We start from the raw sequence: 26,308 nt of genomic DNA, 5'->3' as shown, positions 1-26,308 counted from the left end.
ATACCTGCATGTCTTTGGCGAGTGGATAAAAAAGGCATTTATGATAATGATGCTGTTTTCCCAAAATGCTAACTGTTCAATAGTTAGCGGAATATTGGGAAAGTTTTTTAGGTAACGGTTAAGTAGATATCGGAGTGGTAAAGCGAATGAACAATCAAGGTGCTGTTGAAGGTGCTGCTAGTGCGGCATCAAGTAGCCGTATCTTCGTTTACGAAGTGGTGGGTCTGCGTCAAAGTCAAGAAAGCGCAGTTGCAAACTACTCAATTCGCAAAAGTGGCAGCGTATTTCTCAGGGTGCCTTACAACCGCATGAATCAAGAAATGCGGCGTGTCGCTCGTCAAGGCGGTAAAATTGTTAGTATTCAGACCGTTGAGGCATTTGAGCAAAATAACGGGAATGGAATTGCTAACAATCAGGGTAATGGAACAGCTACACCTGAAACAGCTAACAGTGGTGGAGAAGGCATTGCCGCAAAGCCAGCTGAGCAAAAGCCCAAGAAGACTAAAGAAGGCAATACCATGACTCAAGCGAAAGCTAAACATGCTGATGTTCCCGTAAATATTTATCGTCCCAATGCTCCTTTTGTTGGTAAGTGTATTTCCAATGAAGCTTTGGTGAAAGAGGGTGGAATTGGTTTGGTTCAGCACCTCAAGTTTAATTTGGAAGGTGGTGATTTAAGATACCTTGAAGGTCAAAGTATTGGTATTATCCCTCCTGGTTTAGACAAGAACGGCAAGCCTGAGAAGCTGAGACTTTATTCAATTGGTTCAACTCGTCACGGCGATGACATGAACGATAAAACTGTATCGTTGTGTGTTCGTCAGTTGGAATACAAGCACCCAGAAAGCGGCGAGACTGTTTATGGTGTTTGTTCAACTTACCTGTGTAATTTAAAACCAGGTGATGAGGTGAAAATCACTGGACCAGTTGGGAAGGAAATGTTGTTACCTGATGATCCAGAAGCTAACGTGATTATGATGGCAACTGGTACAGGTATTGCGCCAATGCGGACTTACTTGTGGCGGATGTTCAAAGATAATGAAAGGGCTGCTAATCCAGATTATCAGTTCAAAGGTTTTGCTTGGTTGATCTTCGGGATTCCCACATCAGCGAACATTCTCTATAAAGAAGAGTTGGAAGAAATCGAGAGTCGTTATCCCAATAACTTCCGTTTGACTAATGCCATTAGCCGTGAACAGAAAAACGCTCAGGGTGGCAGAATGTACATCCAAGATCGTGTAGCTGAACATGCTGATGAACTGTGGAACTTGATTAAGAATGAGAAAACTCATACTTATATTTGCGGTTTACGGGGTATGGAAGATGGTATTGATGCAGCACTAACTATTGCTGCGGCTAAAGATGGTGTAACTTGGAGTGATTACCAGAAGGAAATTAAGAGAGCTGGTCGTTGGCACGTTGAGACATATTAGGATTTTTGTGGGGGGAAACCCTTGTGATCCAAATTTTGTTTTTTCATGCTTTCCCTACTCTCTCAGGTTGGTTTTAGATTTGGGATGATGAATCGAAGTATCTAAAACTTGGAATTTAAGATTTTGCTAAATAATATTTAGTGACTATGTAGGGGTGTAATATATTACGCCCCTACAATTGTTTTGCTGGAAGATTTTGCTTTCTTTTAGAAGCCTGGATTAAATAAAGTACAAAAGTAGGGTGTGTAAGCGGAGCGTAACGCACCATTTCATTGTCTAGCAAAATTGCACGTTATTAAATTCCCGTTCCTTATATGCCAGTGGACATGTCCCTTACGACATAAATGTTTGTCTAAAAGGGAACAGGAAATAAGTAAATCTCCTAACAAAAATGGCTAGAGATATGTACATGTCTTGTAGGCTTATAATTGTTTTGTTGTGATGGCGTGAAATGTGAGTTTTCGGAAATATCATTATTTTGTATATTAAAGTCGAATAATTCAAGTTCTATAATTGGTGCAATTACAGTGGGAATTAAATTAGGAATATTAGGTTTAGGAACTGTTGGGACTGGTACGGTTGAACTTTTACAGGATTATTCTGGTCGTCATCCGTTGTTGAGGGAGGTGGAGATTCGTCGGGTGGGAGTGCGATCGCTTGAATTACCCAGGGCTGTAAAATTGGTTGATGGAGTACTTACTACAGATTTAGATTCAATTGTCAATGATCCAGAGATAGATATTATTGTTGAGGTGATGGGGGGATTGGAACCAGCTAGGGAATTGATGCTGAAGGCAATCCACAATGGAAAACATGTGGTGACAGCAAATAAAGCGGTGATTTCCCGGTTTGGGGATGAGATTTTTACCGCTGCAAATCAAGCCGGGGTGTATGTGATGGTGGAAGCTTCGGTATGTGGGGGGATTCCCATCATTCAACCATTGAAGCAGTCTTTGAGCGTGAACCGGATTACTGCGGTGATGGGGATAGTAAATGGCACTACAAACTACATTTTGACCCAGATGCAAACCGTAGGTAGTAGTTTTGATGATGTATTAGCTGATGCTCAAAAGTTAGGTTACGCAGAAGCAGATCCCACAGCAGATGTGGATGGGTGGGATGCAGCGGATAAAATCACAATTTTGGCATCTTTAGCATTTGGCGAACGTGTTAACCGTCAACAGGTACATTGTGAAGGAATTCGCCAAGTTAGTAAAACAGATATTGCCTATGCTGATAAGCTGGGCTTTGTGATCAAACTGTTAGCGATCGCTAAAACCAATGATTCTTTACTTTCGGTACGGGTTCATCCTACCCTAGTTCCCAAAATTCATCCCCTTGCCAGTGTGAATGGGGTGTACAACGCAGTTTTGGTGGAAGGGGAACCTTTAGGACAAGTAATGTTTTTTGGACCAGGTGCAGGTGCAGGTCCCACAGCCAGCGCGGTATCATCTGATATATTAAATCTGGTGGCTCGTCTCAAGACTGAATTGGCAGAGTCTAAAACTCGCAATTCATCCAGCGTTAATTTAGATCCCTTATTTGCTTGTTTACACGAAGGTTTTGCAGAAATTTGCCCAATTTCCGAACTTGTCACCCGGTTTTATGCCAGATTTTTAACCCAAGATGAATCTGGGGTAATTGGCAAATTGGGTACTTGTTTTGGCAAGTTTGGGGTTAGCTTAGAATCGATTGTGCAAACAGGTTTTCAAGGTGAAAGGGCAGAAATTGTTGTCGTCACCCACAATGTGCGAGAAGGAAATTTCCGCCAAGCTTTAGCAGAAATTGAGGCAATGTCGGAAATATATAGTATTCCTAGTTTGTTACGGGTTTTGTAGGTAGCGAGTTTGAAAGTCGGAACTAGCCCTTTCAAGGTGGGTAGCGACTAACGACCGAAATCTGGTTTCTTCAGTTAGAATACGAAAGATTTTTGTATTTATTCGAGAGAAACCGGGTTTCTCGGCTAAACGAAAAGTTTTGAACAACGTCAAATCAAGCTTTTTACATTACCACCTTGAAAAGGGTATTCCTAAAAGTATTCAATTTTGTCTTTAGGCAAGTCAAACAGCTAATGATGTAAGGACATTTCCCATATTTTCTCAGACTTACAAAAACAAATAGGTCGCTTTATGCAAAACTCACAGCATGTTTCTCTATTAACAAACGGACAAGATCAAGTTCTAACCATTCCTCATGAACTTGCCCTATCAAGTACAGAGGTTTTGTTACGCAAAGAAGGTAATCGCTTAATCATTGAGCCTATTCCTTCCAGTTCTCTGCTTTCATTGCTGACTACGTTGCCAGATATTACAGATAATTTTCCTGATATAGATGAGGGCTTACTTCCCCTTAATGACATCACACTTTAGTAGCAGCCGATGACCTATCAATACTTACTTGATACCAACATTCTTTCAGATTTGGTCAGGCATCCTCAAGGTCGAGTTTTTCAGCGTATTGCTGCTGTTGGGGAAGACAAAGTTTGCACAAGCATTATAGTAGCGTGTGAACTGCGATTTGGATCTGCGAAGAGTGGCTCCTCTCGTCTTTTTCATCAACTAGAATGCATTCTTGCAATCTTAACAGTTTTGCCCTTGGAGTCAGATGTGGATCACCGCTATGCTTCAATTCGTACCTACTTAGAGCAAGCAGGAACCCCAATCGGTCCAAATGATTTACTGATTGCCGCTCATGCCCTATCTCTTAATCTAACTCTGATTACAGCCAATACTCGTGAATTTCAGCGTGTTCCTGCCTTAAGCTTAGAGAATTGGCTGCTTTGATGAGTTCTAAATACCCATAACTACCCCTGTTAAGGTGAAGTTTTTTGCAACCTAAAAACAAAGGTTTCAGCTTGCGACAATTAAAATCTGATAGCAAAAAATAATGTTTGCGATCGATTTTAGGGTCAAGCGATGGGGTGTGTAACGTAAGAATAGGACTTCTAGCTAGTACATTCTTGGTACACCTTAACAGGGGTAATACCCATAACTTAGGATGGATCCCAATTTTTATTTTTCCCTAAAATAATAACCTGTCATTGCGTAGTTTACGAACCGAAGGTTGGAGGAACGAGGTTGCTTGCATCCCGCAGGGTAGCAATCGCATTAACTCGTTCTGAGTGAGAAATTTTGCGATTGCTTCACTCAACTTGGTTACGTAAGCGCTAGCCCTTTCAGGGCGGCTTCGCCTACGTGCACGCTAAAGCGTTTCTTGTATGCCGTTAGGCTTTACGCAATGACATTCAAAAAGTTGGATGCTCACGACAAAGCATGGAAATATATGTTGTAGTTTGCTAAATATAATACCATTTTGAGAACATCGCCGCATGTCCACAACGTTGTTTATCCTCGTTTAAAACAGTCCAAAGGGTAACATTATCAATTTGAAAACGTTTTCCAGTTGTAGAAGTTCTAATTCCACCATAATTTTCGACAAAACCCTTAGCAACTGCTTCTTCCAATAATGCTTGTCGTAGTAGTGTTTCTTTGTTTCCTTCTTCAATCTCTCTAACTGATTTGCGGGAAGGCATTTTGGTAAAATCTTCCCAAGATATCTCCCATAAATTTAACGCTTGGGCATTTCCATAGTTATAAATTGGATCGGCTTCCATACCATGGGAAAGCACCACAAATGGAGCTATAAATAGGTTTTCAGCCAGTTCTTCTGCTGGCATGTCAAGATTAAATAGTAATTTCCCTGTCCAATGTTGGTAACTGCACAGTAGACGTTGCGTATGAAGAATAATCGCTTCTTGTTGCCAAGGGTGAGGAATTGTATTAGTCATGGGAGGGAGGTAGAAGTCGGAAGCTAACGGTTAAACGAGAGAGAGGTTATGTTTGAAGGATAACAAAATACTACAATATTTATTTACGCAAGTCAGATTTGCCAGGAGACGATAAAATTGTGCAGCCAGATTTAATCGGTTTAGAAATCAGTAAAGGGGAACTTCGACGCTTAACTGGTTTCGATCCTGATGATGTGTTTCGTCCTTCGATTTTCAAAGACAAAAAAAAGCGATTAAGCTTTCTTGCCAATGAGGGAGTGGTAGCGGTTGCTTTAACTCCAATTATTGTAGGGTTTATTTATGCTTTCCTGATTTTGCCGAGAATTGGATCATCTATTCTATTGGGATTAATTTTACTAATTTTGGTACCAGTTGGGGTAATTTTGGGACGTTGGATGTGGCGGAAATTTACTTGTCCCCAAGCTTTGACAATGCTTTTGGATGAAGTTGACAGATATCACACAATCGTGAAAGCTGTGGATATCAATGACGAATTAACGGCTGTTGGGAATGTTCAATTGGCAAATGACCGGATAAAAGTTGTAGAAGCCTTAAAATTAATTCGGGAAGATTTGGTAAGAGCGTTAAAAACGGAACGGGTTTTACGCGATAATAAAAATTTGCTGGCAAATAATCAGGAATTATTAACGAATAATTTAGCTAACCTCCAGGCTTTACAAGTGAACAATCAAGCGAGTGAATATGCTCGACTTCTGAATCAATCTTTGCAAATTGCTGTGGATGTTCAAGCGGAATTAAAAAAAATACAGTCAAATTAGTTCTATTAAATCAAATTTGCTGGATTCTCAGATCTGCGCCTTCTTAAGTAAGTCGCAGATCTAAATGCCTAACAATCCTCAATTCCCAGGGTAAAAAATGACAACTACACCAAAAATAATTGTCCTTGATGATGATCCTACAGGTTCCCAAACAGTTCATGGTTGTTTGCTGTTGATGCGCTGGGATGTGGATACATTGAGGTTGGGATTGCGTGATAGTTCACCGATTTTTTTTGTATTAACTAATACTCGTTCCCTAACCCCAGAAGATGCAACTGCCGTCACTAAAGAAGTTTGTCAAAACCTAAAGGTAGCAATTGCTGCTGAGAATATTCAAGATTTTTTAGTTGTTAGTCGTTCAGATTCAACTTTACGAGGACATTACCCTGTAGAGACAGACGCGATCGCATCTGAGCTAGGATCGTTTGATGCTCACTTTTTAGTGCCTGCATTTTTTGACGGTGGACGTATCACCCGTGACAGCATCCATTATCTAATTGTTGATGGTACACCTACACCTGTTCATCAAACCGAATTTGCCCGCGATTCTGTTTTTGCCTACCATCACAGCTACTTACCAGATTACGTCGAAGAAAAAACCGACGGGAAAATTACCGCGAATCAAGTTGAAAGATTTTTACTAGATGACATTCGCAACGGTTCTTTAGAACGTTTACTGAAACTGACTGATAATCAATGCTGTGTGGTGGATGGTGAAAACCAAACAGATTTAAACCGCTTTGCCCAAGATATTCTCACCGCAGCTAGTCAAGGTAAACATTTTTTGTTTCGCAGTGCTGCCAGCATCCTAACAGCTTTAGCAAATTTACCTCCACAACCAATTTCCGCCGAAAACATGGCAGAATACGTTCGAGATGGCAAACCTGGTGCAGTTATTGTTGGTTCCCATGTCAAAAAAACCACCCAACAATTAGAAAAACTTCTAGAAGCAGAAGGTACGGAAGGAATTGCGGTAGATGTCAGCGAATTACTTGGTGAAGGTAGCGATCTATCTGCTACACTTCTATCCAAGGTAATGAAACAGATCGAAGAAGCATACAATGCCGGAAATACACCTGTAATCTACACTAGTCGCAAGGAAATTAATTTTGAAGATATTAAAACTAGATTAGATTTTGGCACACAAGTATCGAATTTATTGATGGATATTGTCAGGGGTTTACCCTCAGATATCGGATTTTTAATCAGCAAAGGTGGTATTACATCTAACGATGTTTTGAGTAATGGTTTAGCGCTGACTTCTGCCAGATTATTAGGTCAAATATTAGCAGGTTGTTCAATGGTAATAACTTCCTCCGAACATCCACAATTTCCTAATTTACCTGTAGTATTGTTTCCTGGCAATGTTGGTGATGAATCAGCTTTAGCTACGGTTTATCAAAGGTTAGTTAAAACAGTAAACAGTAAACAGTAAACAGTAAACAGTAAACAGTTACAGATTTTGTCTACTGTATCCGATGTTTCTGATGTAGAACGCAATTATTTTTACTTACACTCACACCCAAATTAATTATGGCTGATGATTCTGTGACTCGTGATATAGAACCAAAAGAAATAGAATCAAAGGAAGCAAATTACCATGTTGTGACTGAAGATGTCTTTTCTGATGTCGAGATTGATACTGTACTAAATTTTATTTCCAGTCCCAATCCTAATCAAGTTCCCATAGATACTAGTCCTCATTTTATTTCGAGTATCGCTAATACCTTAAGTGCTGTAGAACCTGTTTCTGAAAATAGCAATATTGCTGAAGAGGTAAACCTGAAAGCTGATAACAATATATTGATTTTTTCATCTTCTAGTTTATCAATTGATTCTCTGGAAACAAATGGTGGTGAAATAGATGTTGCAGATGTTTTTATAGATATTGAATCGGCAGCCGAAATTAGCTTGGAAGAACTTAACGAACCTGTGAAAGAATTGATTATAAATGGGAATTGGAATGCGGAAGCTGGAATAAATCAAGTTACAGAAACTAGAGAACCAGAAATCAACCCAGTTACAGAAGATATCAAACCCGATATCAAACCCGATATGAAACCTGTAGTCGCAGAAAAAAGCGAAACTAATGATTTAGTAACTTCGCTCAATGGAATTATTACAGATGATACACCCGATGCAATAGTTACACCTGCGAATCATAATATACAAGTAAAATTTCACAATGAGCCAGAAAGGCTTGTAATTACATTACCAGGTGACTCGCAATCTAGTAATATTGATTACACTTGGTCAGAAATTTGGCAACAATTGAAGCAAAGATTAAACGCAGGCGATCGCTTGCGAGTGGCGAACACCAATGTACACTTAGTAGTAGGCGATCGCTTACTGGATGCAAGGCAACTTCAAGAATTGGCAGAATCCTTGAGTGAAGTTCAACTTCATTTAAGATCAGTATCTACCAGTCGGAGACAAACAGCGATCGCATCTGTCACAGCAGGCTATTCTGTCGAACAAAACAAGCTAACACCAAAAAATTTACTTTCAGCCGATTCCAGTACTAATGTATCTCCCTTATCGGAACCGTTATACATGGAAACCACCATCCGCTCAGGAGTTGAAATTCGTCACCCCGGTACAGTTACTATCCTCGGAGATGTCAACCCAGGTGGTACCATAATTGCCGATGGCGACATCTTAATCTGGGGACGTTTACGGGGAATTGCCCATGCTGGAGCGAGGGGTAACAGCGAGTGCTTAATTATGGCACTGCAAATGGAACCAACCCAGTTAAGAATAGCTGATGCAGTTGCCAGAGCGCCCGAAAAAGCTCCAAAACATCTTAACCCAGAAGTTGCACATATTACACCCCAAGGGATTCGGATAGTCAAAGCATCTGACTTTTCTCGCAACAAGGTGAACCCCACCCCCTAACCCCCTACCTTGCGGTGAGTCCACTCGGCGGCTTGCTTCTCGCGGAGCGAGTAGTGGCGAACGCGCTTCGGGGAGGGTTAGGGTGGGGTTCTTGATTTTAATGCGATTCGAGTATTGTGTGTACACCGTAGATTGAGCGTAGTCGAAACCTGCGCCTGATCATTTGTTGTTACGTTTGATTCCCGACACTTTAAACTTTATACTTGATCCTTCATACTTTATACTACCCAAATAGTCTGTCAGCTTGAAATCAAAAAGTTGAACTACTAATTCTTGAGTCCCCACCGAGCGCTTATATTTAATCATGACTCGCATTATTGTTATTACCTCCGGTAAAGGGGGTGTCGGAAAAACGACAGTTTCAGCAAACTTAGGAATGGCTATCGCTAAAATGGGGCGACAAGTCGCGCTAGTTGATGCCGATTTTGGTTTGCGGAACTTGGATTTATTATTGGGTTTGGAAAACCGGATTGTTTATACAGCGGTTGAGGTTTTGGCACGGGAGTGTCGTTTAGAACAAGCCTTAGTCAAAGATAAACGTCAACCAAATCTAGTGCTATTACCTGCTGCCCAAAACCGGACAAAGGAAGCAATCACACCCGACCAAATGAAGCTATTGGTAAATGCACTGTCCCAAAAGTTTCAATACGTTATCATTGATAGTCCAGCGGGAATAGAGAACGGATTCAAGAACGCGATCGCACCCGCCAAAGAAGCCTTAATTGTCACGACTCCAGAAATATCTGCCGTCCGTGATGCTGACCGTGTGGTTGGGTTATTAGAAGCACAAGGAATTAAAAAACTTCATCTCATAATTAACCGCATCCGCCCCGCAATGGTACGGGCAAATGATATGATGTCGGTACAAGATGTTCAGGAACTCCTGGCTGTTCCCCTAATTGGTGTTATCCCCGACGACGAGCGTGTAATTGTTTCCACCAATCGCGGCGAGCCTTTGGTGTTATCTGATACACCTTCTTTAGCAGGTACCGCAATCGATAACATCGTCCGTAGATTAGAAGGGGAAACCGTCGAATTCCTAGATCTTGACTCACCCCACGAAAATATCTTTGCCCGCCTCCGCAAGCTGCTGTGGACAAAGATTATCTAGATTATCTAATTCCCTCAGCACCGCTTGTCGCAATGATCCTTGAACTCTTAGAAAAACTATTTTTCCGCACCAACGATACCAGTCGCAAAGAAGTTAAACGTCGCCTGCAACTGGTAATAGCACACGATCGCGCCGATTTGAACCCGCAAATGATTGAAAAAATGCGGCAAGAAATCTTAGAAATCGTCTGTCGCTATGTCGAAGTCGAACCTGAAGGCTTGGAGTTTTCCCTCGAAAGCAACCAACGTACCACAGCTTTGATTGCCAATTTACCTATTCGCCGCGTTAAAACTGAAATTCCAGAGGGGGAAGCAGTTACAGAACCCCATTAAAAAAAGTAATGAGTAATAACTAACTCGACAAAATTAAATATATATTTGTCATTGCGAGTGAAGCGTTCGCTTTTAGTGTTCCCCTAGCGTAGCGAAACGAAGCATAAGTCCTTCGGACACACTTCGCTAACGCAAGGTTATCACCTAAATCAAATTCACTCGCAATAGTATAAATATTTTTGCCTTTGGTGCGGATATCAAAACCGCAGGTACAGCTAGTTTACTTATTAGCTTACCAACCGTAATTGTTGGAGTTGCGCGTTATGCAAAATTTGGGGCTTTTATAGAGCCAGAAGTATTCGTTAATACAGTCGCGCCTATGGGTGTAGGATCAGTAATTGTTGAGGTTATTGGGGGTATGTTGATTGGAATTATTCCACCTGCTGTACTAAAAATTACCCTTGGTTTAATTTTGAATATCTCAGCATTTAAAGTTTTTCGCAAAACCCATTAAATTCCTGGAAATTATCACAAGACTATAACTTACGCATTGAAAGAAAATGCAAAATATGAGAATGGGAAAAGCCACATCCATCGTAGGGATACGTAGGGATAAAGCGCATTGTTCATACATGTCAAGTAGGGGAGGGGTTGGGCGTTAAGTTAGTGTATTGGATGCAACCGATAACCGCTATAACTTCAGTCATTATTCAAAGAATGCCTCATTTTGTTCAACCAATCCCTGATTTCATTTTTTAACCATTCACGTTCTAAAGTGTTTAAATTACAGTACTCATCGAAATTGAAAACAACCCTATTTCCATGATACATAAATAAATTTTCTTTAACGCCAGTATTATATTTATCAGAAATCATTTTGACATGAATTACCTGATTCATCTTAATTATTTTCTGACTCCATTTAAACCCTAATAAATGATGAATTACTGTCAGATATCCATCATTCAATTGTAAATGAGCGCGCTTAAAAATAGCAGCAAGAACTAGAAATAAGATAAGTGCGATGGCGCTTCCCTGCAAAAGCCAGAAAAAACCCGAAGCCAATGTATTTGTTGCTAATGCCCTATTGAGGGAGTCTAATCCTTGGCTTAAAAAAGTAATGCCAATTGCAAATGGAGTCAAACAAGAAATTAATACAATTAACCCAATTCCAAAACCTGTAGGAGGTAAAATAATTTCTAATCTATCTGACGTTTTAATTAAATTAATACTACTTCCTTGAGGTTTACTTAAAGCTGGATTTAATTCCTGTATAATCTGTCTTCTTTGTGGTGGATTTTCAATTGCATCTAGGGCAATTTGTGCAGATGTAAAGCGTTGTTCCAAACTTGGTTCTGTCATCCATTCCAACCAATCAGCAAACTTTCGACTAATATAACCAGCTTGAGGGAATTTAATCCGTAAATCTTGTTGTGGTAGTTCTGTGGGATGCAACCCAGTCATAACATAAATTAAAGTCGCACCCAAACTATACAAATCTGATGCGGGTTTTGTTCTCCCACCAAATTGTTCGGGTGGCATATATCCGTATGTCCCCACAACTGTAATTGTACCGCCTTCCTGCGCCGCAATATTTTGGACTGAGCCAAAATCAACTAAATAAACTTCACCAACACTATTCCCAGAACGATTACTAAGTAAGATATTACTAGGTTTAATATCGCGGTGAATAATAGCTGGTTGTCGCTGATGCAAATAATTCAGAATTTCTAAAAGTGATATTGCTAACTCTTTGATTTCAGACTCACTAAATCTTCGTCCAGCTTGTAACTGTTCTTCTAATGACTTTGCTCCAACATAGGTTTGCACCAATCCAAACCCTTTATCATCACTCGTTTCAAATTCAAAATAGTCAAGATAACGAGGAATTTGTGAATGTTCTAAAGTTTTGAGTGTCTCAGATTCCCGTTGAAATAACTTTAAATCTTGCCAATCAAAATCTTGTCCTAAATAAAGAACTTTGACAACTACTTGCTGTTGGGTTTGTAAATCTGTAGCTAATAGGGTGCGTCTGCCAGTTTGCCTACCCAATTCGCTGACAACTTCATATCTTTCGTTTAATATTTGCTTTGATGTATTTTCATTCATAGGTAAAATATTCAATCAGTAATCAAAAAAGTTTCGATTCCCAGCTTCTGACAATAAAACAGAGATATGATTTGACAAATTTATTTTTTTAAATACTTTTTAGATTGACCTTCCCTTTCATACCATTGAGCAAAGGATTTACTGACAGCACCCATACTCAATCCCGTAATTATAGAGGGTGCGATCGCATAAAATAATAAGGATTGAAGAGTACTGTTTGTCCCACCCAACAAGACTCCTGAAAACTGTGCAAAGTAAATGATACCAACAGCAGTACCAATAATTGTACTAGTCATACTGACAAGAAGTCGATGACGACGAGCATTTTTTAAAGGATAGAAAAATAACCTCGTAATTAACCCAACCAAAATTCCATTACCCAAACCAAGGGGAAAACCAAGCATTGCACCAAACATTCCACCTATTACTGTCCCGGCTAATGGGATGACAACACTACCGTATAACCCGGCAGACATCATCACAACTGCACCTCCCAAAAAGGTACTACGACATAGGGAAACCAGAAATAGTAACCAAGTATTTACGGTTTTTCTCGGTGTTTCTGCACTAGTTTGGGAAACTCGAAGTTGTCCGCTTTTTACGGTTATTAATGCTTCTGCTGCTGAATTTAACCTACGTTCAACACTCGGTTCAGTTAACCATTGCAACCACTCCATAAATGAGGGACTCAAACTAACCAACTTGGCAAAATCCATTCGCATCCCCTGTTGCGGTAAATCAGCAGGATGAATCCCCGTAGCTAAAGCAATCAGCGTTGCACCCAAACTATATAAGTCGGATGCAGGGGTTGCATAACCGCCAAATTGTTCGGGTGGCATATATCCGTATGTCCCCACAACAGTGACTGTTTTACCCGCCTTGCTAGCTAAAGTTTGAACGGAACCAAAATCGACCAAATAGATCTTGCCAATGCGTTGATAGCCGTTTTCGACCAAAATAATATTACTGGGTTTAATATCACGGTGGATTACTGGGGGATGTTGGGAATGTAGGTAAATGAGGATTTCTAGTAATTGGGATGCGATATTTTTGAGTGCTTTTTCATTAAACACTCGTCCTGCTTTGATGTGTTCTTCCAAGGATTTACCCTCCACGTAGCTTTGGACGAGTGCATAACCTTTACCAACAGTATCCAATTCAAAATAGTCAACATAACTAGGAATTGCTGCGTGGGTGAGGGTTTTGAGGGTTTCTGCTTCCCGCTCAAATAGCTTTAAATCTTCCCAAGCAAAATCACTACTGAAAGTCAGTAGTTTAATAATGACAGTTTGTTGGGTTATGCGATCGCTTGCTAATAGCGTTCGTCTTCCTGCCTTTTTTCCCAACTGTTGTTGAATTTCGTAACGCTTTTCCAAAGTTTGCTCATTCATCCCCAACCCCACATCATAATTGTTCTTTTCTAACAAAGTTTTCCTACAAGCTACATTGGGAAAACTACTAATTCCGTAATTTTCAAATCATCAATAACAAAATCCCGCTTTTATCAAATGTTAAAAGCGGGATCATATTTTTATATACATCAACGACAATGGATTCAGTTAGCGATAAGCAACCTGGGGACCAGCCCAAACATCTGAAACACGATTGCCAAAGGTGACAGGTTTATCTATATCAGCAGCACCTGTAGTTTTGCCTTCATCAGAGACGGTTACAAGGGGCCAATCTTCATCACCTAATTCACCAGTACGGAACATGACATGATTCGGTTGGGTTTTACTCCAGCCCAGCAAAATTGCAATTTTCTCATGTTCTTCTCCCTTACGGGTAGGCTCTACAGTATTTGTGCGATCGCGTTCACGATGCCAGATAACTGCGTAGTCAGAAATATCTGACGTATTCATTACCCCTTCAAATCTTCGCGCCAAGAAGCGATCGCCTTTTTCTGACCAACTGACGGGTACTAAAACCCCAATCGTTCCCTCTCCGTTAGCATCAGGTGCAGCTTTAGTATTCACCAACACATCGTTGTTACGTGATGTGGAAGCCACTACCCGCAATTTTTTACTTTGTTTATCTTCAATAAACAAGACGCTACTAACGCGACTATTGTATTGCTCTGGCTTTACTTCCAATTGCACGCGGCTGTAAACCCGATATCTCCCGTCAGGTGAATTTACAGGGGAACTGCGATAATAACGCACACCGCCACCTGTTGCTCCAACTGTTTCCTGAGTCTGATTAATCCACTTCATCGGAATTGGATAGGGACTATTTAAGGGATCCTCGGATGCTTGTTGCATCTCGGCATCAGCTTGATTATTATTCTCTTGGCTAAGATCTTGATCAGCTCCCCGCAGTTGGGGATCAATTTTCACTGCGTACAAATTAGTATTATTTGCTACTCTAATTTGATCTCGTGCAGCCTTAATTTTTTCAATTAAAGTTTGCTGCTGTAATCGTGAATCAGCAGTACTATTGTTTGGAGCTACTTCTACTTTGGCAAATGGATCACTTTCAGTATGAAGTTCGGAGTTCTCTACTCCTGATTGTGAGAAATCTTCCTCTACTCCCAGTAATTTCGGTTCAACTACAATAGCCACTGTTGATGGCTGAGAATTTGAGGTACTCGCTGTTAATCCGGATGTATCGCGGATTGAATCTAGGTCGCTGGCAACGCCAATTTGCGTTGAAGCAATACTTGATTCGCTCTCAACAGCCGCACTGGCAACTACTTCTGATTGTGTTGCCGAAGTTGCATGGTTACTTGCTGCCATTAGGGGAGCAATTAACATGACAACAACAACATATTTAGCAAACGGTTGTGCGTGGAACCATCCCGACAACAAAAGGGTTTTTAACATCTGTTGACTCTCTAGAAGGGGGTTGCTGTGTGAAGAGCAGTACACCTATAAATCGGATTAGGTAGATGGTGGCTACTATATGTATAACAGTGAACCTAATCTTTCAATGAGGTAACTTAAATAAATTTTGCCATCTTTAACAAAACTTACGTACTTTGGGTTACTACTTTACTTAAGTAATCCGTGATATGGTGCAAGTCTTTCAGAAAATACGACTTACTACAACAAACAAACGCTTTAAGACAACGGCTCAAAAGTTTGAAGTTATACATTTATCAATAGCGAGTGATTAGATATCACTATGCATTTACCAGCTTTACGGCTATTTGTACTTATAATTCCCTGTATACTTATCACAAACATTATCAACTACACTGAGGATGCGTGAGCAAGGTGTGTGACAGTTGTAAAAGCTACAGCGAAAAACTCTGATCCGTTAACTTTCGTAGTTTCGTAATTCTAGCCAGTATGAAATACAAGTCGAGATAAATAGGAAGACACTTAACTATAGGGATAAAAATGTGAGTTTCACTTTGCTGGTTTGAAGTTAGGTTAGTTGGTTAAAGATATACTTAAATCCAAGCTAATTTTCTGTTAACCAGTATTGGAAACGATGAGTAAGTTTTACAGATAGGTAGGCACAAAGCTTGTTCCCCACGAAACAAGCAATCGTTTCAACATCATAGCTTATCACCTTGCATTTTGCCGCATCTTTCGTCAAGATGGGTTGGATGATTTTGCTAACAATTACCTAATCTATTTTAAAAAATGCGATCGCTCAACCGCAAAAGCACCACATTTGGATATCCTTTACACCTATTCATACTTAAATAGTACAAATACTCATTATTAGCGAATTTATGAAAGTTGTTTTTTTTGGTACACCAGATTTTGCCGTACTGACATTAGAAAGATTGGTTAATCACCCTAATGTTGAAGTAGTAGCCGCTGTCACCCAACCTGATAAACGAAGGGAAAGAGGGAATCAATTAATACCGTCAGCCATCAAAAAACTCGCACTAAATTACAATATCCCAATCTTACAACCAGCACGAATTAAGAAAGATGAAGCAAGCTTAACTCAACTTCAAGAATATGGTGTTGATGCGTTTGTAGTTGTTGCTTACGGACAAATTCTTTCCCAAAGAATTCTAGATATGCCAAAATTAGGCTGCATAAACGTTCATGGTTCTATTTTGCCCCAATATCGGGGTGCTGCTCCAATTCAGTGGTGTTTACACAATGGTGAAGCGGAAACTGGAATTACCACAATGCTGATGGATGCGGGAATGGACACGGGTGCAATGCTACTAAAAGCGACTACGCCAATTAGTTTACTAGATAATACGCAGACTCTAGCCGAGCGATTAGCTCTAATGGGTGCAGATTTACTGATAGATACTCTATTCAAGTTGGAATCTGGGGAAATTATTGCTACTCCTCAAGATAACTCTGAAGCAACATACGCACCTCTGATTCAGAAACAAGATTATAGTATCGATTGGTCGAAAAGTGCATTACAAATACATAATCAAATTCGGGGTTTTTATCCCAATTGTGTGACAACTTTTCGTCAACAACCTTTAAAAGTTACAGGAACACTTCCTTTCACAGAAATTAATTGGAGTCAGCTACCCAAAGAATTACAGGAATTGGAAAATCGGGTAGCAGATTTATCGACATTGACAGGGAAAGTTGGGGAAGTAGTGAGTATTATTAAGGGAATGGGAGCAGTAATCCAAACTGGGTTAGGTCATTTACTATTGCGTGAAGTCCAACCAGCGGGTAAGCGATCGCAATCGGGATGGGACTTCGTAAATGGTGTTAGAATTACAGTGGGGGAACTTTTGGGTAGCTAGAAATGCTTCAAAACCCTAAAAGCTTTTTGTCTATGTACTATGAGTCAGAAATTTTTTCGTAATAATTGCAGGATTCACACAAACTTTCTGGATTTACAGCACACCTAAGAATCTCAGAACGAGCATTATATCGGCAAGTTGCATCACCTATTACCCAGCGTCCACTCACCAAAGTTTTTTCAACTGGACGTTGTGCTGACTGCACGTAAATAGCAATTTTATGTAGATGATAACGTCCCAATTTTAGCTGATACCGGTGTCGGCGCTCTAAGACGGCATAGGTTTTTCCCTCTAAATCGAGATAATTTCCAGGTTGTGGTGTCCAATCGAGTTGTACACTACCCAGTGACTGACGGGGGTGGGTGAGAATGACTTCAGTTGGTAAAATATTTGGATTCATAGGCTGCTATAACGACTTTGATATATCTAAATATTCTAGATACCTATTAGGATGTTAGCGCACTTGTTACGTTAACTCTTAGTCTAGCTTAATTATTATGTCCAAATTGCAGTAGTAGCAATACCAACCCAATCACCTTCTTGTGTTTGACCTATATTATATAAATAATAAACTGCCATTCCGCCCAAAACATATTCTCTTAAATTACTTAAATTTGATTCAAGGAAATTATCCAAGGATTGGTACTGTTGATGTATTTGTCTAATTTGTTCCAAAAATTCTGGATTATTCAGATAATCTTTCTCATCAAAATCTAAATAATCACTAAACTTCTTAAAGTTGCATACTTTCAGAAAACCCAGAGAATCTAATAACTTGTAAATAACATCTGACTTTGTTGCGGCTATCTCTAGAATAAAACCCTGTTTGATTTGATTTGGTTCGTAATATTCAGTCACAATAAACTTTAATTGACTTAATAACAGTTCCAATTTACTTTTAAGTTCTATTGCACTTGGAGAAATTTGCGTATTATCTGTAATTTGTATTTTTTCTGAACGTCTACTGGATGGTTCAGCCTCAATTTTGGGTGCAAATCCTAGCCAATCTCCGTTTTCAGTTTGGATGATGAATATCTGAAAAGCTTCATATTCACCAGATTCATCATTAATTTTAATCTGATAAATTTCTAATTTACTGGCTGTTGATTCAATTAAATCTATTATTTCTCGGTAAATTTGAGTAGTTTCCGGGGCAATTTCCCTAACTTTTTCTAAAACATCATCCCTATCTACCAAGTTTAAACAATTACCTGCCTCAAGAAGTTTTTCCACTGTCAACTCACCTTGAGTACTTACTTCGTGGACAAAAATATCGAAAGGATAATCACTCTCACTCACAAATGATAAATCTTGGGTTACTGATTGGAGTTGAGCAATTAATTCTGCATTACTAAGTTTGATCATTTTATAGTATCTAGAATCTCAGCTACAAGTTCACCATAGCGGGATTCAGGTAAAACCGCTACCGAGTTTTCTAAGTAAATTTCTGATTCTAAATCAATCCATGATTTACAACCACCATATTGAGTTAGATAGGGAATTTCATGGATTTTAGGTAGGTTGTAGACTTTTAACAACAATATGTATAGTGGTTGATGTGGTTTCCATTTTAAACGGTCGCATACGAAGTTAGCGCCCCAAATATGGTAGGGTTGCAATTTCTCAACCATGCCAGCATCACTCACAGGTATTATATGGGTAATTTTTGCCCAACTATGAATTTTGACGGTTTCTGGATGCCATCCGGATATAACTGACTGTACAAGCTTGGCATAATCTGGTTTTAGCAGAGAAGCTTGTTGATGTTCGTATGTCGGATATAGCAAAACCTCTGTTTGAGTAACTTCAAATTTTCCGTTTTGTTCTTTGATACCACCTTTCCGTAGCAACATGATGGTTTTTGCTGTTGCTAAAGCATCAATAACAACAGACCATTCTTTGAGTGCGTGTAGAGTCATGATCCGTAGTCAGAAAATAGTGAAGTGTACGATTCAGCAATATTTACATTGTCAATGCGATCGCACTCTGAGTATAACAGTGTTGTTTTCCCAGTATCTAAATAATTATCTAAACTATTATGGGCATTGCATATAAAGAAAAGCTGAATCATCCACTTGCTAAAAACATCAGTAAAGTTTTAATTATCGCTTGTAAAGAACAGACACAACAACTTGAAGCAGTATTTACCCAAGAAGGTTTTGAGTGTCAGGTACTCAGACAAGAATTTAAACCAGAATATGAGAACTTTTCTCGCAGTTATTTGTGCTTAATGAATCATACTCGTGCCTGGGAGATTGCTGATAAAGAAACCAAACCCACCATGATTATCGAAGCTGATTTTGTTCCTGTGATGGGCATTGGCAAGCTTCCCCTGCCATTTAACCCCAAACAAACAAACGTTGGAATCAGTTGGTTATATACCTGTGCATCCCAAGTATATAGTGTTTCTGATGAAGGCTATGCCGAAGGATTTTCCACTGCTGCGGTAGCTTATATAGTTACACCCCAAGCTGCTAAAAACCTCCAAGAACTTGCCGTAGGGATTACCGAGAAATATGGAGCAACAAATTACTCCACTTGGGATTCTACCATCGATACATTTTTACGCGATCGCAAGTTCAAAAATTATATCCCTTGGCGTAATTATGGCGAACATGGTGGCGCACCAAACCCTGAACATAAGCAAAATAAACTTGGTAACGTTCATCGCGCTGATGTTCTCTATGGCAAACTTGCATTTATGCCGATATATGCAAACAGTCAAAAAAGCCAAACCATGACTCTGTTTTTCGTGCGTTTACAAGCACGTCTTAAAGGCATTGCCCGCGTGCTTTCGGGACGTTTCCTGCGTCCCCAAGTAATTCAGGGTTCCAGCGTACCCACAAGGTTGATGAGTTTTGCATTATTGCGGCATTTTAACTGGCAACCATAATTAACAGTCAATCCTGAATATCTACAGTGATAGGATCGAAAGTGCGATCGCATAATTCTACAAACCCACAAAAGCAAATGCGATCGCACCTCACAAAAAGCACTTCAAATCAAATGCGATTATTTTAAAATAATCGCTTTGTCTTAACAATCGCGTTATCAAAATATACACCAACTGTATCATCATCTTCTCTTGCTGATATAAATCCAATTTGTCCTGAAGATAATGGGTTAGAGTTATCCTCAAACATTCCAACTCTTTGTTCATTAATCCAAGCAATTACTTTTTGCTCATTGCAAACAATTCTCAGCCTATTAATTTTATTACCTTGATGAATAACATTAGATTTTTTCCAACCGACTTTATTATCCCACTTATTAAATGAAGAGAATTTGCCCATTGCAAATTTTCCATCTCCCCGAATAAGTAAATAGTAAAAAGTGTTACCATTAGGTTTATTTTGATGATTATATCTACTAATTAAACCAAATTGCAACTTATCAGAACCATCATTTTTCTTGATATCTGCGGAAAAATTAACATTAGTCATTATGTTATCTTTCCCATGAAATATGGATGTGCTGGCATTGTTTTTTTCTGCTTCTCTATGAAATAATCCTCCATTTTGAAATCGAGCAGATTGGGATATTTCCCAATTATTTGATAGATAGTTAAAATCTTCCTGAATCAGTATATTTGAAAAATAATCTTTTTGAGGTTGAGTAGTAACTATTATACTACTAATGAATAGTAGTGATAAAACAATAGCAAACGTAAGCTTATATGTTTTAGGTAAATAAGAATGTTGCTTTATGCGTTTGAGTGCTTGAATAAGTCCTAAATTTCCACCAGCTAAACAACCTAGTATAAACCATCCAACCATTGGTTTTTTAACACCAATAATAGTAAGTGGATACACTATCAAATCAAGAATAAGAATGAAGCTTGAACCTATCAATGCAAAGATATTTACTAAAAAATTAATAATAATACCTATAATAAACCAAGCTATCAACAATAGTAAACCGATTACAGCAATCATCAATAAAAACGTTTTTATGTGATTTGTTTGATATGCTCTGCTATTACGATATATCCATTGATCTTTTAGTAATGTCTCAATATAATCATCATTATCTCTATCTATTAATTTATTGATATGACTAAAAAATAACCTTGTCTTAGCATTTAATTTTTCGTTAAATTCTTTAAATTCATAGCGATATGAAATTTTTATGATTAAATAAATAACGAAAGTTAGCACAAAGCCTAATATTGAATATGCAAATAGAACATTTGGTATCTCAGAGATTTGATTAAGAAAAATTGGTTTAAAAAAATTAGATTTACTTATTTCAGGTGGGTACGATAAAACCCAACTATCATTTAAGCCTACTGATACAACAGTATCGATAGTATAGCGAATACAGTACATAAGTAATCCAGTTGGAATACTTATTCTGGCAGTCCATTTAGCAAGTATATCCCATCGAAATGTTTTTCTAAAAGAAACTGGTACTTGAAATTCACTATTATTAATTTGTATGTGAATTATATCCTGATATAAGCCTGCTTCTAGTGATGTTGTATCTACGCTTAAAGATAGCTCTAATAAAGAGCTTTCAAAATAAGATGGTATAACTTGTAAATAAGCTTTATCAGTTGAAGCATAACCTCTAATTTTTGTATTATAATTTTCACTATTAATTTTCAATAATCCAGAGAGAGAATATTCACCATGTGCTATCTCTCCTAAATTTAGAGATGATGGTTCAATAGATACTTTTAATGGTACGACTACATATTTTATATAAAATTTAAGTTGTCGATTAATATTTTCTAATTGAATTTCTATATAGCCGTAATACTTTCCTGGATTAGTCTCAAAAGTATCTAATTTTATCTCAAATATATTATTTTGTGAATTAAAAGTATCTGAAAAAGTTATACCTGGAAGACTATTATGAAGTGTGGTATTTCCCCATGCGAAACCACGCTCTTGATTCACAACTTTTAAATTATAATCTTGTTGATATCCAACTGGTATTTCACCAAAGTCTATTTCATTCGGCTCAAAAAATATGGTGGGATATGGATTTTTTCCTATAGACTCGCACATTCCTCGTACGAATATCTCTAACCCTTTTAGATTTTCGGCTTGATATAAATTGACAATTTTTCGTGACAAATTAGCTAAATCATTCTTGCCTTCTCTTTTCAGCCATTCTTCAAAATACTCATTAAATAAATAATCTTGAGCTTCTTCAAGATATCGATCACACAATAAAATAAGTTCTTCTACCGAGGAAGCTTCACCATTTTTAAAATTAAAATTACGTGTATTAAGACGCTTTTTATCTTCTTGCATCTCCAATTCTAAGCTGGCAGTTAAAAATTGATTGTCTTCACTACTTAAGTTTTTCCCTGCTGCCCATTTTTGTGCTTGCTGTAATGATTTTCCACGTAATAAACATGAAGAATCTTGATATTGAGATTTAGCCCATGATGTTATTGCTTGATTATAAAAATCTGGACGTAAGTTAGCTAATGTTTTTGTTAACCATTCTTGATCGAATACATTTTTATAAATTTTATTATATATCGATAATTTACCTAGCTTTCTCACAACTAAACCAGTAAGTCTTAGTTCCATCTGCACCTGACTATCATCAGTCTCTAAGCTATCTTGTTTTAATATCTGTTGATACAATCCTAATCGCTGGCTGACATTTTTATCATCACTTAAAATTCGATTACGTATAGTTCTTAAATGTTCTTGTTCGTCCTGTGATTCCCAATTATTAATTATTTTGGATTGTACCAATTGTTTTATACTCAATTTTTCTTGATTATTAGTGATAAGATTACAAACTTTCTGAGTGAGAAAGGGCTGCCCACCAGTAAAATCCAAAATCTCTTGTAGTATTTTCTGGGGATAGTCTACTTTCCCCTCTAATCCTTTAGCTAATGCTTCTGCTTCTTGTAAATCAAAACCACTTAGTTCTATTGCTAGACCAATATTAAATGGCGTACGTTTTTTATCTTGAATCAAATCTGATGGAGTCGCAACCCCAAGCAAGCAAAAAGTCATACGATAAAACGTATCATTATTGGAACGTTTGTCATAAAACGATCTAACTAATGCAAAAAAATCATCTATTGAAAAATTCAGGCTAAGAACACTATCAATTTCATCAATAAAAATTACTATCTGTTTTGAAACATGAGTTAAAAGAACTTCTTCAATGAAAATATTTAGTTTTTGTAAAGGAGAAATATGATCGTGTTCCTTCCACCAACTGCGTAAATTAAACTTGTCTGCAAACTCAAAACTACTTACCAAACTCCGCACAATACCCGCATACCACTGTTCTGCTGTTATATTCTGACTACCAATACTGGTTAAATCGATCGCAGCACAAGCAACACCTTCATCCTGCAACCGCTTCATCGTCTGCACTCGCAAACTCGATTTTCCCATCTGTCGGGAATTCAACACGTAACAAAATTCCCCAGCTTTCAATGCTGCATACAAATCATCATCAGCTTGACGCTTGACATAACTGGGAGCATCAACAGGTAAACTTCCACTAAACTGATATTCATAAGCTGGGTTGACTGGATTCATTCCCTAACCTCCAGATGAAACTACTTTACAGATGGGATGAGATGGATAACGCTATAAGCGATCGCGGAAATATTGACGGTACAAATCGCAACGTGGTGTAACATCGTTACCTTGGAGATGTACCAAACCCATACTTAGCAACTGAAAGCATTGTATCGAATCCAACCTGATTGGTGTTGTCACTGTCACAATCCTTTTAAAAGCAGTGGCTAAATCTGGACGCTGTTCTAGGTTCCACAAATGACGACGCAAATGGTCTCCGTAAAGTCCTGCTTCGGTTGGTGCTGTTTGTAAAAGTTCGTTGAGGGTATTATCTCGTCGAGCAATGCGATACATGGCAACCCTGACTAAAAATGGATGTCCTCCCACCATTGCCATTAATTGCTCAATTTCGGTATGACTCCAGTTAAGTCCATGTCGTTGTGCTAAATCCTGTACTTGTTCTGGGTTCAATTCCGGTAATTCAATCGGTAAACCCACATTAAAGGGCGATTGATTGATATTCATGGGAATATAAACTTCGGTGGAATGTACCACTACCAACCGCAGTTTTTTCCAAATATCGCGGTTTTTAGCGTCTTCATGCCAAGCACGTAACAATCCAAAAAAATCAGCCGCAATTTCGGGATGTTGAAAGACTAAATCGACTTCATCCAAACCTAAAACTAGGGGTTGGTTGATTTCCGTTAATAAATATTCTTCAAAATAAGCAGTGCAATTATCTTTACTGCCAAAAATCTCATCCCAGTAATCTGCTAATTTATTGCTTAATTTCAACCTACGTCCAACACTTGCAGAAAACCACCGCAAAAATTGGTCTAAATCTGTAAAAACCTTGCCATCAGCTAATTGAAAACTCAAAGGAACAGTCAAACAACCATTTTGTGAAGCATGGTAAAGAATCCTTGCCATCAGCGAGGTTTTACCCATTTGTCGAGGTGCTTTAATGCGAATCAAAGAACCCGGTTTAATAATTGCTTCATAGCACCGTTCCTCAATGCGATCGCGGTTTACATAAAATACTGATGCTAAATCAACTTGTCCTTCTGGTAATTCGGGTTCAGCAACGGGTAACGGTGGATTCTCCAAACTCTCAATCATACAGGATTTCAAAGCCTCCCCTGTGGGGGAGAGGTTTGGAGAGGGGTTTTCCTCAGCTAGCAGCGTCAAAACCTCTTGTAAAATCTTGGCAGTGTCGGCAGAAGACTTCCATTCACGTTGTTGAATTTGATTTAAATAACCGCGTAAATCGTAGTTTAATGGCGAACTTATGGGAAAATTAACCCGAATAGGTAAAATTCCCGGTTTCTTTTCCGGACGTAAATCCTGTAATTCCTTTGCCCGTCGAACTTCCTCCGTCACCATTTCGCTGGTTGCTGACTTTGACGACAAAAGTAAGAGAAAATAATCGCAACTTTCCAATTCTCTATCAATACGTTTTGCCCAATTTTCCCCTAAACGAATGCTTTCCCCTGCCATAAAAGCTTGATGTCCAGCATTTCTAATTTCCTCATAGAAATTCTGTGCCAAACTTAAATCAGGGTCTTCACTGCGATAACTAATAAAAACCCTTTTAATCTCACTTGCTGGAAGTGGTGGGACAACAGGCAGAATATTGATAAACCGAGAAAAATTAGACCATTGCTGACTAACAGTCGATAATGGAACAGCCAAAGCACCATCAGAATTATCGTAAGCTGCGATCGCGCCAATTACTTGCTGAGTTTCGGCATTAAATACAGGAGAACCACTGTAACCCCCTTGAACCTGCTGGGAATTGGCTTTAACCCGCAACCGCAACATTGGTAAATTGCTAAATTCCAACTGGGGATTAACATCAGTAATAGTCCCATCAATCGACGCACCTTGAGGAAAATCCAAACGTCCATAACCCACAGACAAAAACCTGTCCATCGGTTGAAAATCCAAAGACAAAGGAACCGCATCACCTTGATAATGAGGTAACTTCAAAACCGCAAAATCATCGCAATTTCGATTCCCCAAATAAACCAACTCCACAGCTTCCCCATTCACCCGCACATTTTCCCACCCACCAGTCTCCTCAACAACATGGCAGCAAGTGAGTAAATGTCCTTCCTGTGAAACAAAAAAACCTGTACCCCGAACATCACCAGCAGGATTGGAGATTGCCACAGTACAAGCTTTAACTAAATCCCAACTCATTTGATTTTGGATTTTGGATTTTACAGCAGATCAGATTCCCGACTCTATTGAAAGAAATCGGGAATCTTACCCAATAAAAACTATACTTGTTCCTCCGCCTGCGGAACAGCTAAATTATGATTCTGTGGTGCTAAATTCCAAGTAATTTTCACCTTTAAAGAAGCCTGTCCAGTAGATTCCACCACATAAACCGAACCCTTAGCAGTAAAATTTACCCCAAACTCAACTTCCGCAAACGCAGGTTGAGACTCTTTCTGCAAAGCTTCAAAAGCCTGTGTAATTGGACGACAACCACGTATAATCAAATCTTTAACGGCTCCAAAACTGCTATCCACTTTCTCTATTGGGATATCACCAGGGGAAGATACTCGCCCAACGGATGTTTCCGGTACATCCACAGCAACTAAAATAGTCTTGCCGTCTCCTGCATCCAGTTCGATTAGTTTGCGTGCCATGTTCCGTTACTTACCAACATATTTAAGATAAGTTTGTGACATAATCCCACACTGACGCAAGCTTACAGTGTGGGCAAGCCG

22 protein-coding genes are annotated in these 26,308 nt (G+C 38.9%); 12 read left to right on the top strand and 10 right to left on the bottom strand.

Annotation, left to right across the window (positions count from 1 at the left end; genetic code table 11):
• Positions 1-146: 146 nt before the first annotated feature.
• From petH to CAL6303_RS18790, 4 genes are all read left to right on the top strand, one after another.
• A complete protein-coding gene (gene petH, locus CAL6303_RS18805) occupies positions 147-1,433 on the top strand; it encodes a ferredoxin--NADP reductase (RefSeq protein WP_015199408.1) in 1,287 nt (428 codons plus the stop codon).
• 527 nt (positions 1,434-1,960) lie between these two features.
• On the top strand, positions 1,961-3,271 hold the full coding sequence (locus CAL6303_RS18800; RefSeq protein ID WP_041739766.1) for a homoserine dehydrogenase: 1,311 nt from the start codon (positions 1,961-1,963) through the stop codon (positions 3,269-3,271).
• Positions 3,272-3,562: 291 nt separating this feature from the next.
• Positions 3,563-3,802 carry an antitoxin gene (locus CAL6303_RS18795; protein WP_015199406.1) on the top strand — a complete coding sequence of 80 codons (240 nt, stop codon included), beginning with the start codon at positions 3,563-3,565 and terminating at the stop codon, positions 3,800-3,802.
• A 9-nt stretch (positions 3,803-3,811) separates the two neighbouring features.
• Positions 3,812-4,216 carry a type II toxin-antitoxin system VapC family toxin gene (locus CAL6303_RS18790; RefSeq protein ID WP_015199405.1) on the top strand — a complete coding sequence of 135 codons (405 nt, stop codon included), beginning with the start codon at positions 3,812-3,814 and terminating at the stop codon, positions 4,214-4,216.
• Between the two features lie 512 nt (positions 4,217-4,728).
• Here CAL6303_RS18790 and CAL6303_RS18785 read toward each other — a convergent pair.
• Positions 4,729-5,220 (bottom strand): MEKHLA domain-containing protein, encoded by a 492-nt coding sequence (locus tag CAL6303_RS18785; RefSeq protein ID WP_015199404.1) that lies wholly within the window; start codon positions 5,218-5,220, stop codon positions 4,729-4,731.
• Positions 5,221-5,339: 119 nt separating this feature from the next.
• Between CAL6303_RS18785 and CAL6303_RS18780 the strand changes: the two genes are divergently transcribed.
• The 6 genes from CAL6303_RS18780 to CAL6303_RS31510 all read left to right on the top strand — a co-directional run bounded on the left by CAL6303_RS18780 (position 5,340) and on the right by CAL6303_RS31510 (position 10,791).
• Positions 5,340-5,999, top strand: a complete 660-nt coding sequence (locus CAL6303_RS18780) for a hypothetical protein (protein ID WP_015199403.1) — start codon at positions 5,340-5,342, stop codon at positions 5,997-5,999.
• A 97-nt stretch (positions 6,000-6,096) separates the two neighbouring features.
• On the top strand, positions 6,097-7,434 hold the full coding sequence (locus CAL6303_RS18775) for a four-carbon acid sugar kinase family protein (protein ID WP_015199402.1): 1,338 nt from the start codon (positions 6,097-6,099) through the stop codon (positions 7,432-7,434).
• Between the two features lie 620 nt (positions 7,435-8,054).
• A complete protein-coding gene (gene minC / locus CAL6303_RS31255) occupies positions 8,055-8,894 on the top strand; it encodes a septum site-determining protein MinC (RefSeq protein ID WP_051036817.1) in 840 nt (279 codons plus the stop codon).
• 304 nt (positions 8,895-9,198) lie between these two features.
• The gene (gene minD / locus CAL6303_RS18765; protein WP_015199400.1) at positions 9,199-10,005 is read left to right on the top strand and encodes a septum site-determining protein MinD; all 807 of its coding nucleotides are present in this window, start codon (positions 9,199-9,201) and stop codon (positions 10,003-10,005) included.
• Positions 10,006-10,037: 32 nt separating this feature from the next.
• Positions 10,038-10,337, top strand: a complete 300-nt coding sequence (gene minE / locus CAL6303_RS18760; protein ID WP_015199399.1) for a cell division topological specificity factor MinE — start codon at positions 10,038-10,040, stop codon at positions 10,335-10,337.
• A 319-nt stretch (positions 10,338-10,656) separates the two neighbouring features.
• The gene (locus CAL6303_RS31510; RefSeq protein ID WP_015199398.1) at positions 10,657-10,791 is read left to right on the top strand and encodes a hypothetical protein; all 135 of its coding nucleotides are present in this window, start codon (positions 10,657-10,659) and stop codon (positions 10,789-10,791) included.
• A gap of 185 nt (positions 10,792-10,976) precedes the next feature.
• Here the strand turns inward: CAL6303_RS31510 and CAL6303_RS18750 are convergent, their stop codons facing one another.
• The 3 genes from CAL6303_RS18750 to CAL6303_RS18740 form a co-directional block, all read right to left on the bottom strand.
• On the bottom strand, positions 10,977-12,386 hold the full coding sequence (locus CAL6303_RS18750; RefSeq protein WP_015199397.1) for a serine/threonine protein kinase: 1,410 nt from the start codon (positions 12,384-12,386) through the stop codon (positions 10,977-10,979).
• A gap of 80 nt (positions 12,387-12,466) precedes the next feature.
• Positions 12,467-13,777 carry a bifunctional serine/threonine protein kinase/MFS transporter gene (locus CAL6303_RS18745; protein ID WP_041740766.1) on the bottom strand — a complete coding sequence of 437 codons (1,311 nt, stop codon included), beginning with the start codon at positions 13,775-13,777 and terminating at the stop codon, positions 12,467-12,469.
• A gap of 168 nt (positions 13,778-13,945) precedes the next feature.
• On the bottom strand, positions 13,946-15,208 hold the full coding sequence (locus CAL6303_RS18740) for a hypothetical protein (RefSeq protein WP_015199395.1): 1,263 nt from the start codon (positions 15,206-15,208) through the stop codon (positions 13,946-13,948).
• A gap of 860 nt (positions 15,209-16,068) precedes the next feature.
• Here CAL6303_RS18740 and fmt point away from each other — a divergent pair.
• Complete coding sequence (fmt, locus tag CAL6303_RS18735; protein ID WP_015199394.1) at positions 16,069-17,067, top strand: methionyl-tRNA formyltransferase; 999 nt, start codon at positions 16,069-16,071, stop codon at positions 17,065-17,067.
• 37 nt (positions 17,068-17,104) lie between these two features.
• Here fmt and CAL6303_RS18730 read toward each other — a convergent pair whose 3' ends face one another.
• The 3 genes from CAL6303_RS18730 to CAL6303_RS18720 form a co-directional block, all read right to left on the bottom strand.
• A complete protein-coding gene (locus CAL6303_RS18730) occupies positions 17,105-17,467 on the bottom strand; it encodes a DUF6464 family protein (protein ID WP_015199393.1) in 363 nt (120 codons plus the stop codon).
• A 95-nt stretch (positions 17,468-17,562) separates the two neighbouring features.
• Positions 17,563-18,432 carry a nuclease A inhibitor family protein gene (locus CAL6303_RS18725; protein WP_015199392.1) on the bottom strand — a complete coding sequence of 290 codons (870 nt, stop codon included), beginning with the start codon at positions 18,430-18,432 and terminating at the stop codon, positions 17,563-17,565.
• Positions 18,429-18,986: a DUF1802 family protein gene (locus CAL6303_RS18720; RefSeq protein WP_015199391.1), complete on the bottom strand. Its 558-nt coding sequence runs from the start codon at positions 18,984-18,986 to the stop codon at positions 18,429-18,431. The genes CAL6303_RS18725 and CAL6303_RS18720 overlap by 4 nt, the downstream gene beginning before the upstream one ends.
• Positions 18,987-19,105: 119 nt before the next feature.
• Between CAL6303_RS18720 and CAL6303_RS18715 the strand changes: the two genes are divergently transcribed.
• Positions 19,106-19,960 carry a hypothetical protein gene (locus CAL6303_RS18715; protein WP_015199390.1) on the top strand — a complete coding sequence of 285 codons (855 nt, stop codon included), beginning with the start codon at positions 19,106-19,108 and terminating at the stop codon, positions 19,958-19,960.
• Between the two features lie 124 nt (positions 19,961-20,084).
• On the opposite strand, the gene CAL6303_RS28620 is transcribed toward CAL6303_RS18715, so the two are convergent.
• From CAL6303_RS28620 to CAL6303_RS18700, 3 genes are all read right to left on the bottom strand, one after another.
• Positions 20,085-23,588: an AAA-like domain-containing protein gene (locus CAL6303_RS28620; RefSeq protein WP_015199389.1), complete on the bottom strand. Its 3,504-nt coding sequence runs from the start codon at positions 23,586-23,588 to the stop codon at positions 20,085-20,087.
• Between the two features lie 51 nt (positions 23,589-23,639).
• Positions 23,640-25,772, bottom strand: a complete 2,133-nt coding sequence (locus CAL6303_RS18705; RefSeq protein WP_015199388.1) for an AAA-like domain-containing protein — start codon at positions 25,770-25,772, stop codon at positions 23,640-23,642.
• An 80-nt stretch (positions 25,773-25,852) separates the two neighbouring features.
• Positions 25,853-26,227, bottom strand: a complete 375-nt coding sequence (locus CAL6303_RS18700; RefSeq protein ID WP_015199387.1) for a CU044_2847 family protein — start codon at positions 26,225-26,227, stop codon at positions 25,853-25,855.
• Positions 26,228-26,308: the final 81 nt, after the last annotated feature.

The organism is Calothrix sp. PCC 6303, from assembly GCF_000317435.1.
Lineage (GTDB): Bacteria > Cyanobacteriota > Cyanobacteriia > Cyanobacteriales > Nostocaceae > PCC-6303.
The sequence above is the reverse complement of the archived record's forward strand: the minus strand, read 5'-3'. Positions and strand labels throughout refer to the sequence as shown.

What these genes read in the sequence shown, in the direction of transcription:
- petH (WP_015199408.1), top strand. Translation starts at nt 147, where the DNA reads ATGAACAATCAAGGTGCTGTTGAAGGTGCTGCTAGTGCGGCATCAAGT.
- CAL6303_RS18795 (WP_015199406.1), top strand. Translation starts at nt 3,563, where the DNA reads ATGCAAAACTCACAGCATGTTTCTCTATTAACAAACGGACAAGATCAA.
- CAL6303_RS18790 (WP_015199405.1), top strand. Translation starts at nt 3,812, where the DNA reads ATGACCTATCAATACTTACTTGATACCAACATTCTTTCAGATTTGGTC.
- CAL6303_RS18785 (WP_015199404.1), bottom strand. Translation starts at nt 5,220, where the DNA reads ATGACTAATACAATTCCTCACCCTTGGCAACAAGAAGCGATTATTCTT.
- CAL6303_RS18775 (WP_015199402.1), top strand. Translation starts at nt 6,097, where the DNA reads ATGACAACTACACCAAAAATAATTGTCCTTGATGATGATCCTACAGGT.
- minC (WP_051036817.1), top strand. Translation starts at nt 8,055, where the DNA reads ATGAAACCTGTAGTCGCAGAAAAAAGCGAAACTAATGATTTAGTAACT.
- minD (WP_015199400.1), top strand. Translation starts at nt 9,199, where the DNA reads ATGACTCGCATTATTGTTATTACCTCCGGTAAAGGGGGTGTCGGAAAA.
- minE (WP_015199399.1), top strand. Translation starts at nt 10,038, where the DNA reads ATGATCCTTGAACTCTTAGAAAAACTATTTTTCCGCACCAACGATACC.
- CAL6303_RS31510 (WP_015199398.1), top strand. Translation starts at nt 10,657, where the DNA reads ATGGGTGTAGGATCAGTAATTGTTGAGGTTATTGGGGGTATGTTGATT.
- CAL6303_RS18750 (WP_015199397.1), bottom strand. Translation starts at nt 12,386, where the DNA reads ATGAATGAAAATACATCAAAGCAAATATTAAACGAAAGATATGAAGTT.
- CAL6303_RS18745 (WP_041740766.1), bottom strand. Translation starts at nt 13,777, where the DNA reads ATGAATGAGCAAACTTTGGAAAAGCGTTACGAAATTCAACAACAGTTG.
- CAL6303_RS18740 (WP_015199395.1), bottom strand. Translation starts at nt 15,208, where the DNA reads ATGTTAAAAACCCTTTTGTTGTCGGGATGGTTCCACGCACAACCGTTT.
- fmt (WP_015199394.1), top strand. Translation starts at nt 16,069, where the DNA reads ATGAAAGTTGTTTTTTTTGGTACACCAGATTTTGCCGTACTGACATTA.
- CAL6303_RS18730 (WP_015199393.1), bottom strand. Translation starts at nt 17,467, where the DNA reads ATGAATCCAAATATTTTACCAACTGAAGTCATTCTCACCCACCCCCGT.
- CAL6303_RS18725 (WP_015199392.1), bottom strand. Translation starts at nt 18,432, where the DNA reads ATGATCAAACTTAGTAATGCAGAATTAATTGCTCAACTCCAATCAGTA.
- CAL6303_RS18720 (WP_015199391.1), bottom strand. Translation starts at nt 18,986, where the DNA reads ATGACTCTACACGCACTCAAAGAATGGTCTGTTGTTATTGATGCTTTA.
- CAL6303_RS18715 (WP_015199390.1), top strand. Translation starts at nt 19,106, where the DNA reads ATGGGCATTGCATATAAAGAAAAGCTGAATCATCCACTTGCTAAAAAC.
- CAL6303_RS28620 (WP_015199389.1), bottom strand. Translation starts at nt 23,588, where the DNA reads ATGAATCCAGTCAACCCAGCTTATGAATATCAGTTTAGTGGAAGTTTA.
- CAL6303_RS18705 (WP_015199388.1), bottom strand. Translation starts at nt 25,772, where the DNA reads ATGAGTTGGGATTTAGTTAAAGCTTGTACTGTGGCAATCTCCAATCCT.
- CAL6303_RS18700 (WP_015199387.1), bottom strand. Translation starts at nt 26,227, where the DNA reads ATGGCACGCAAACTAATCGAACTGGATGCAGGAGACGGCAAGACTATT.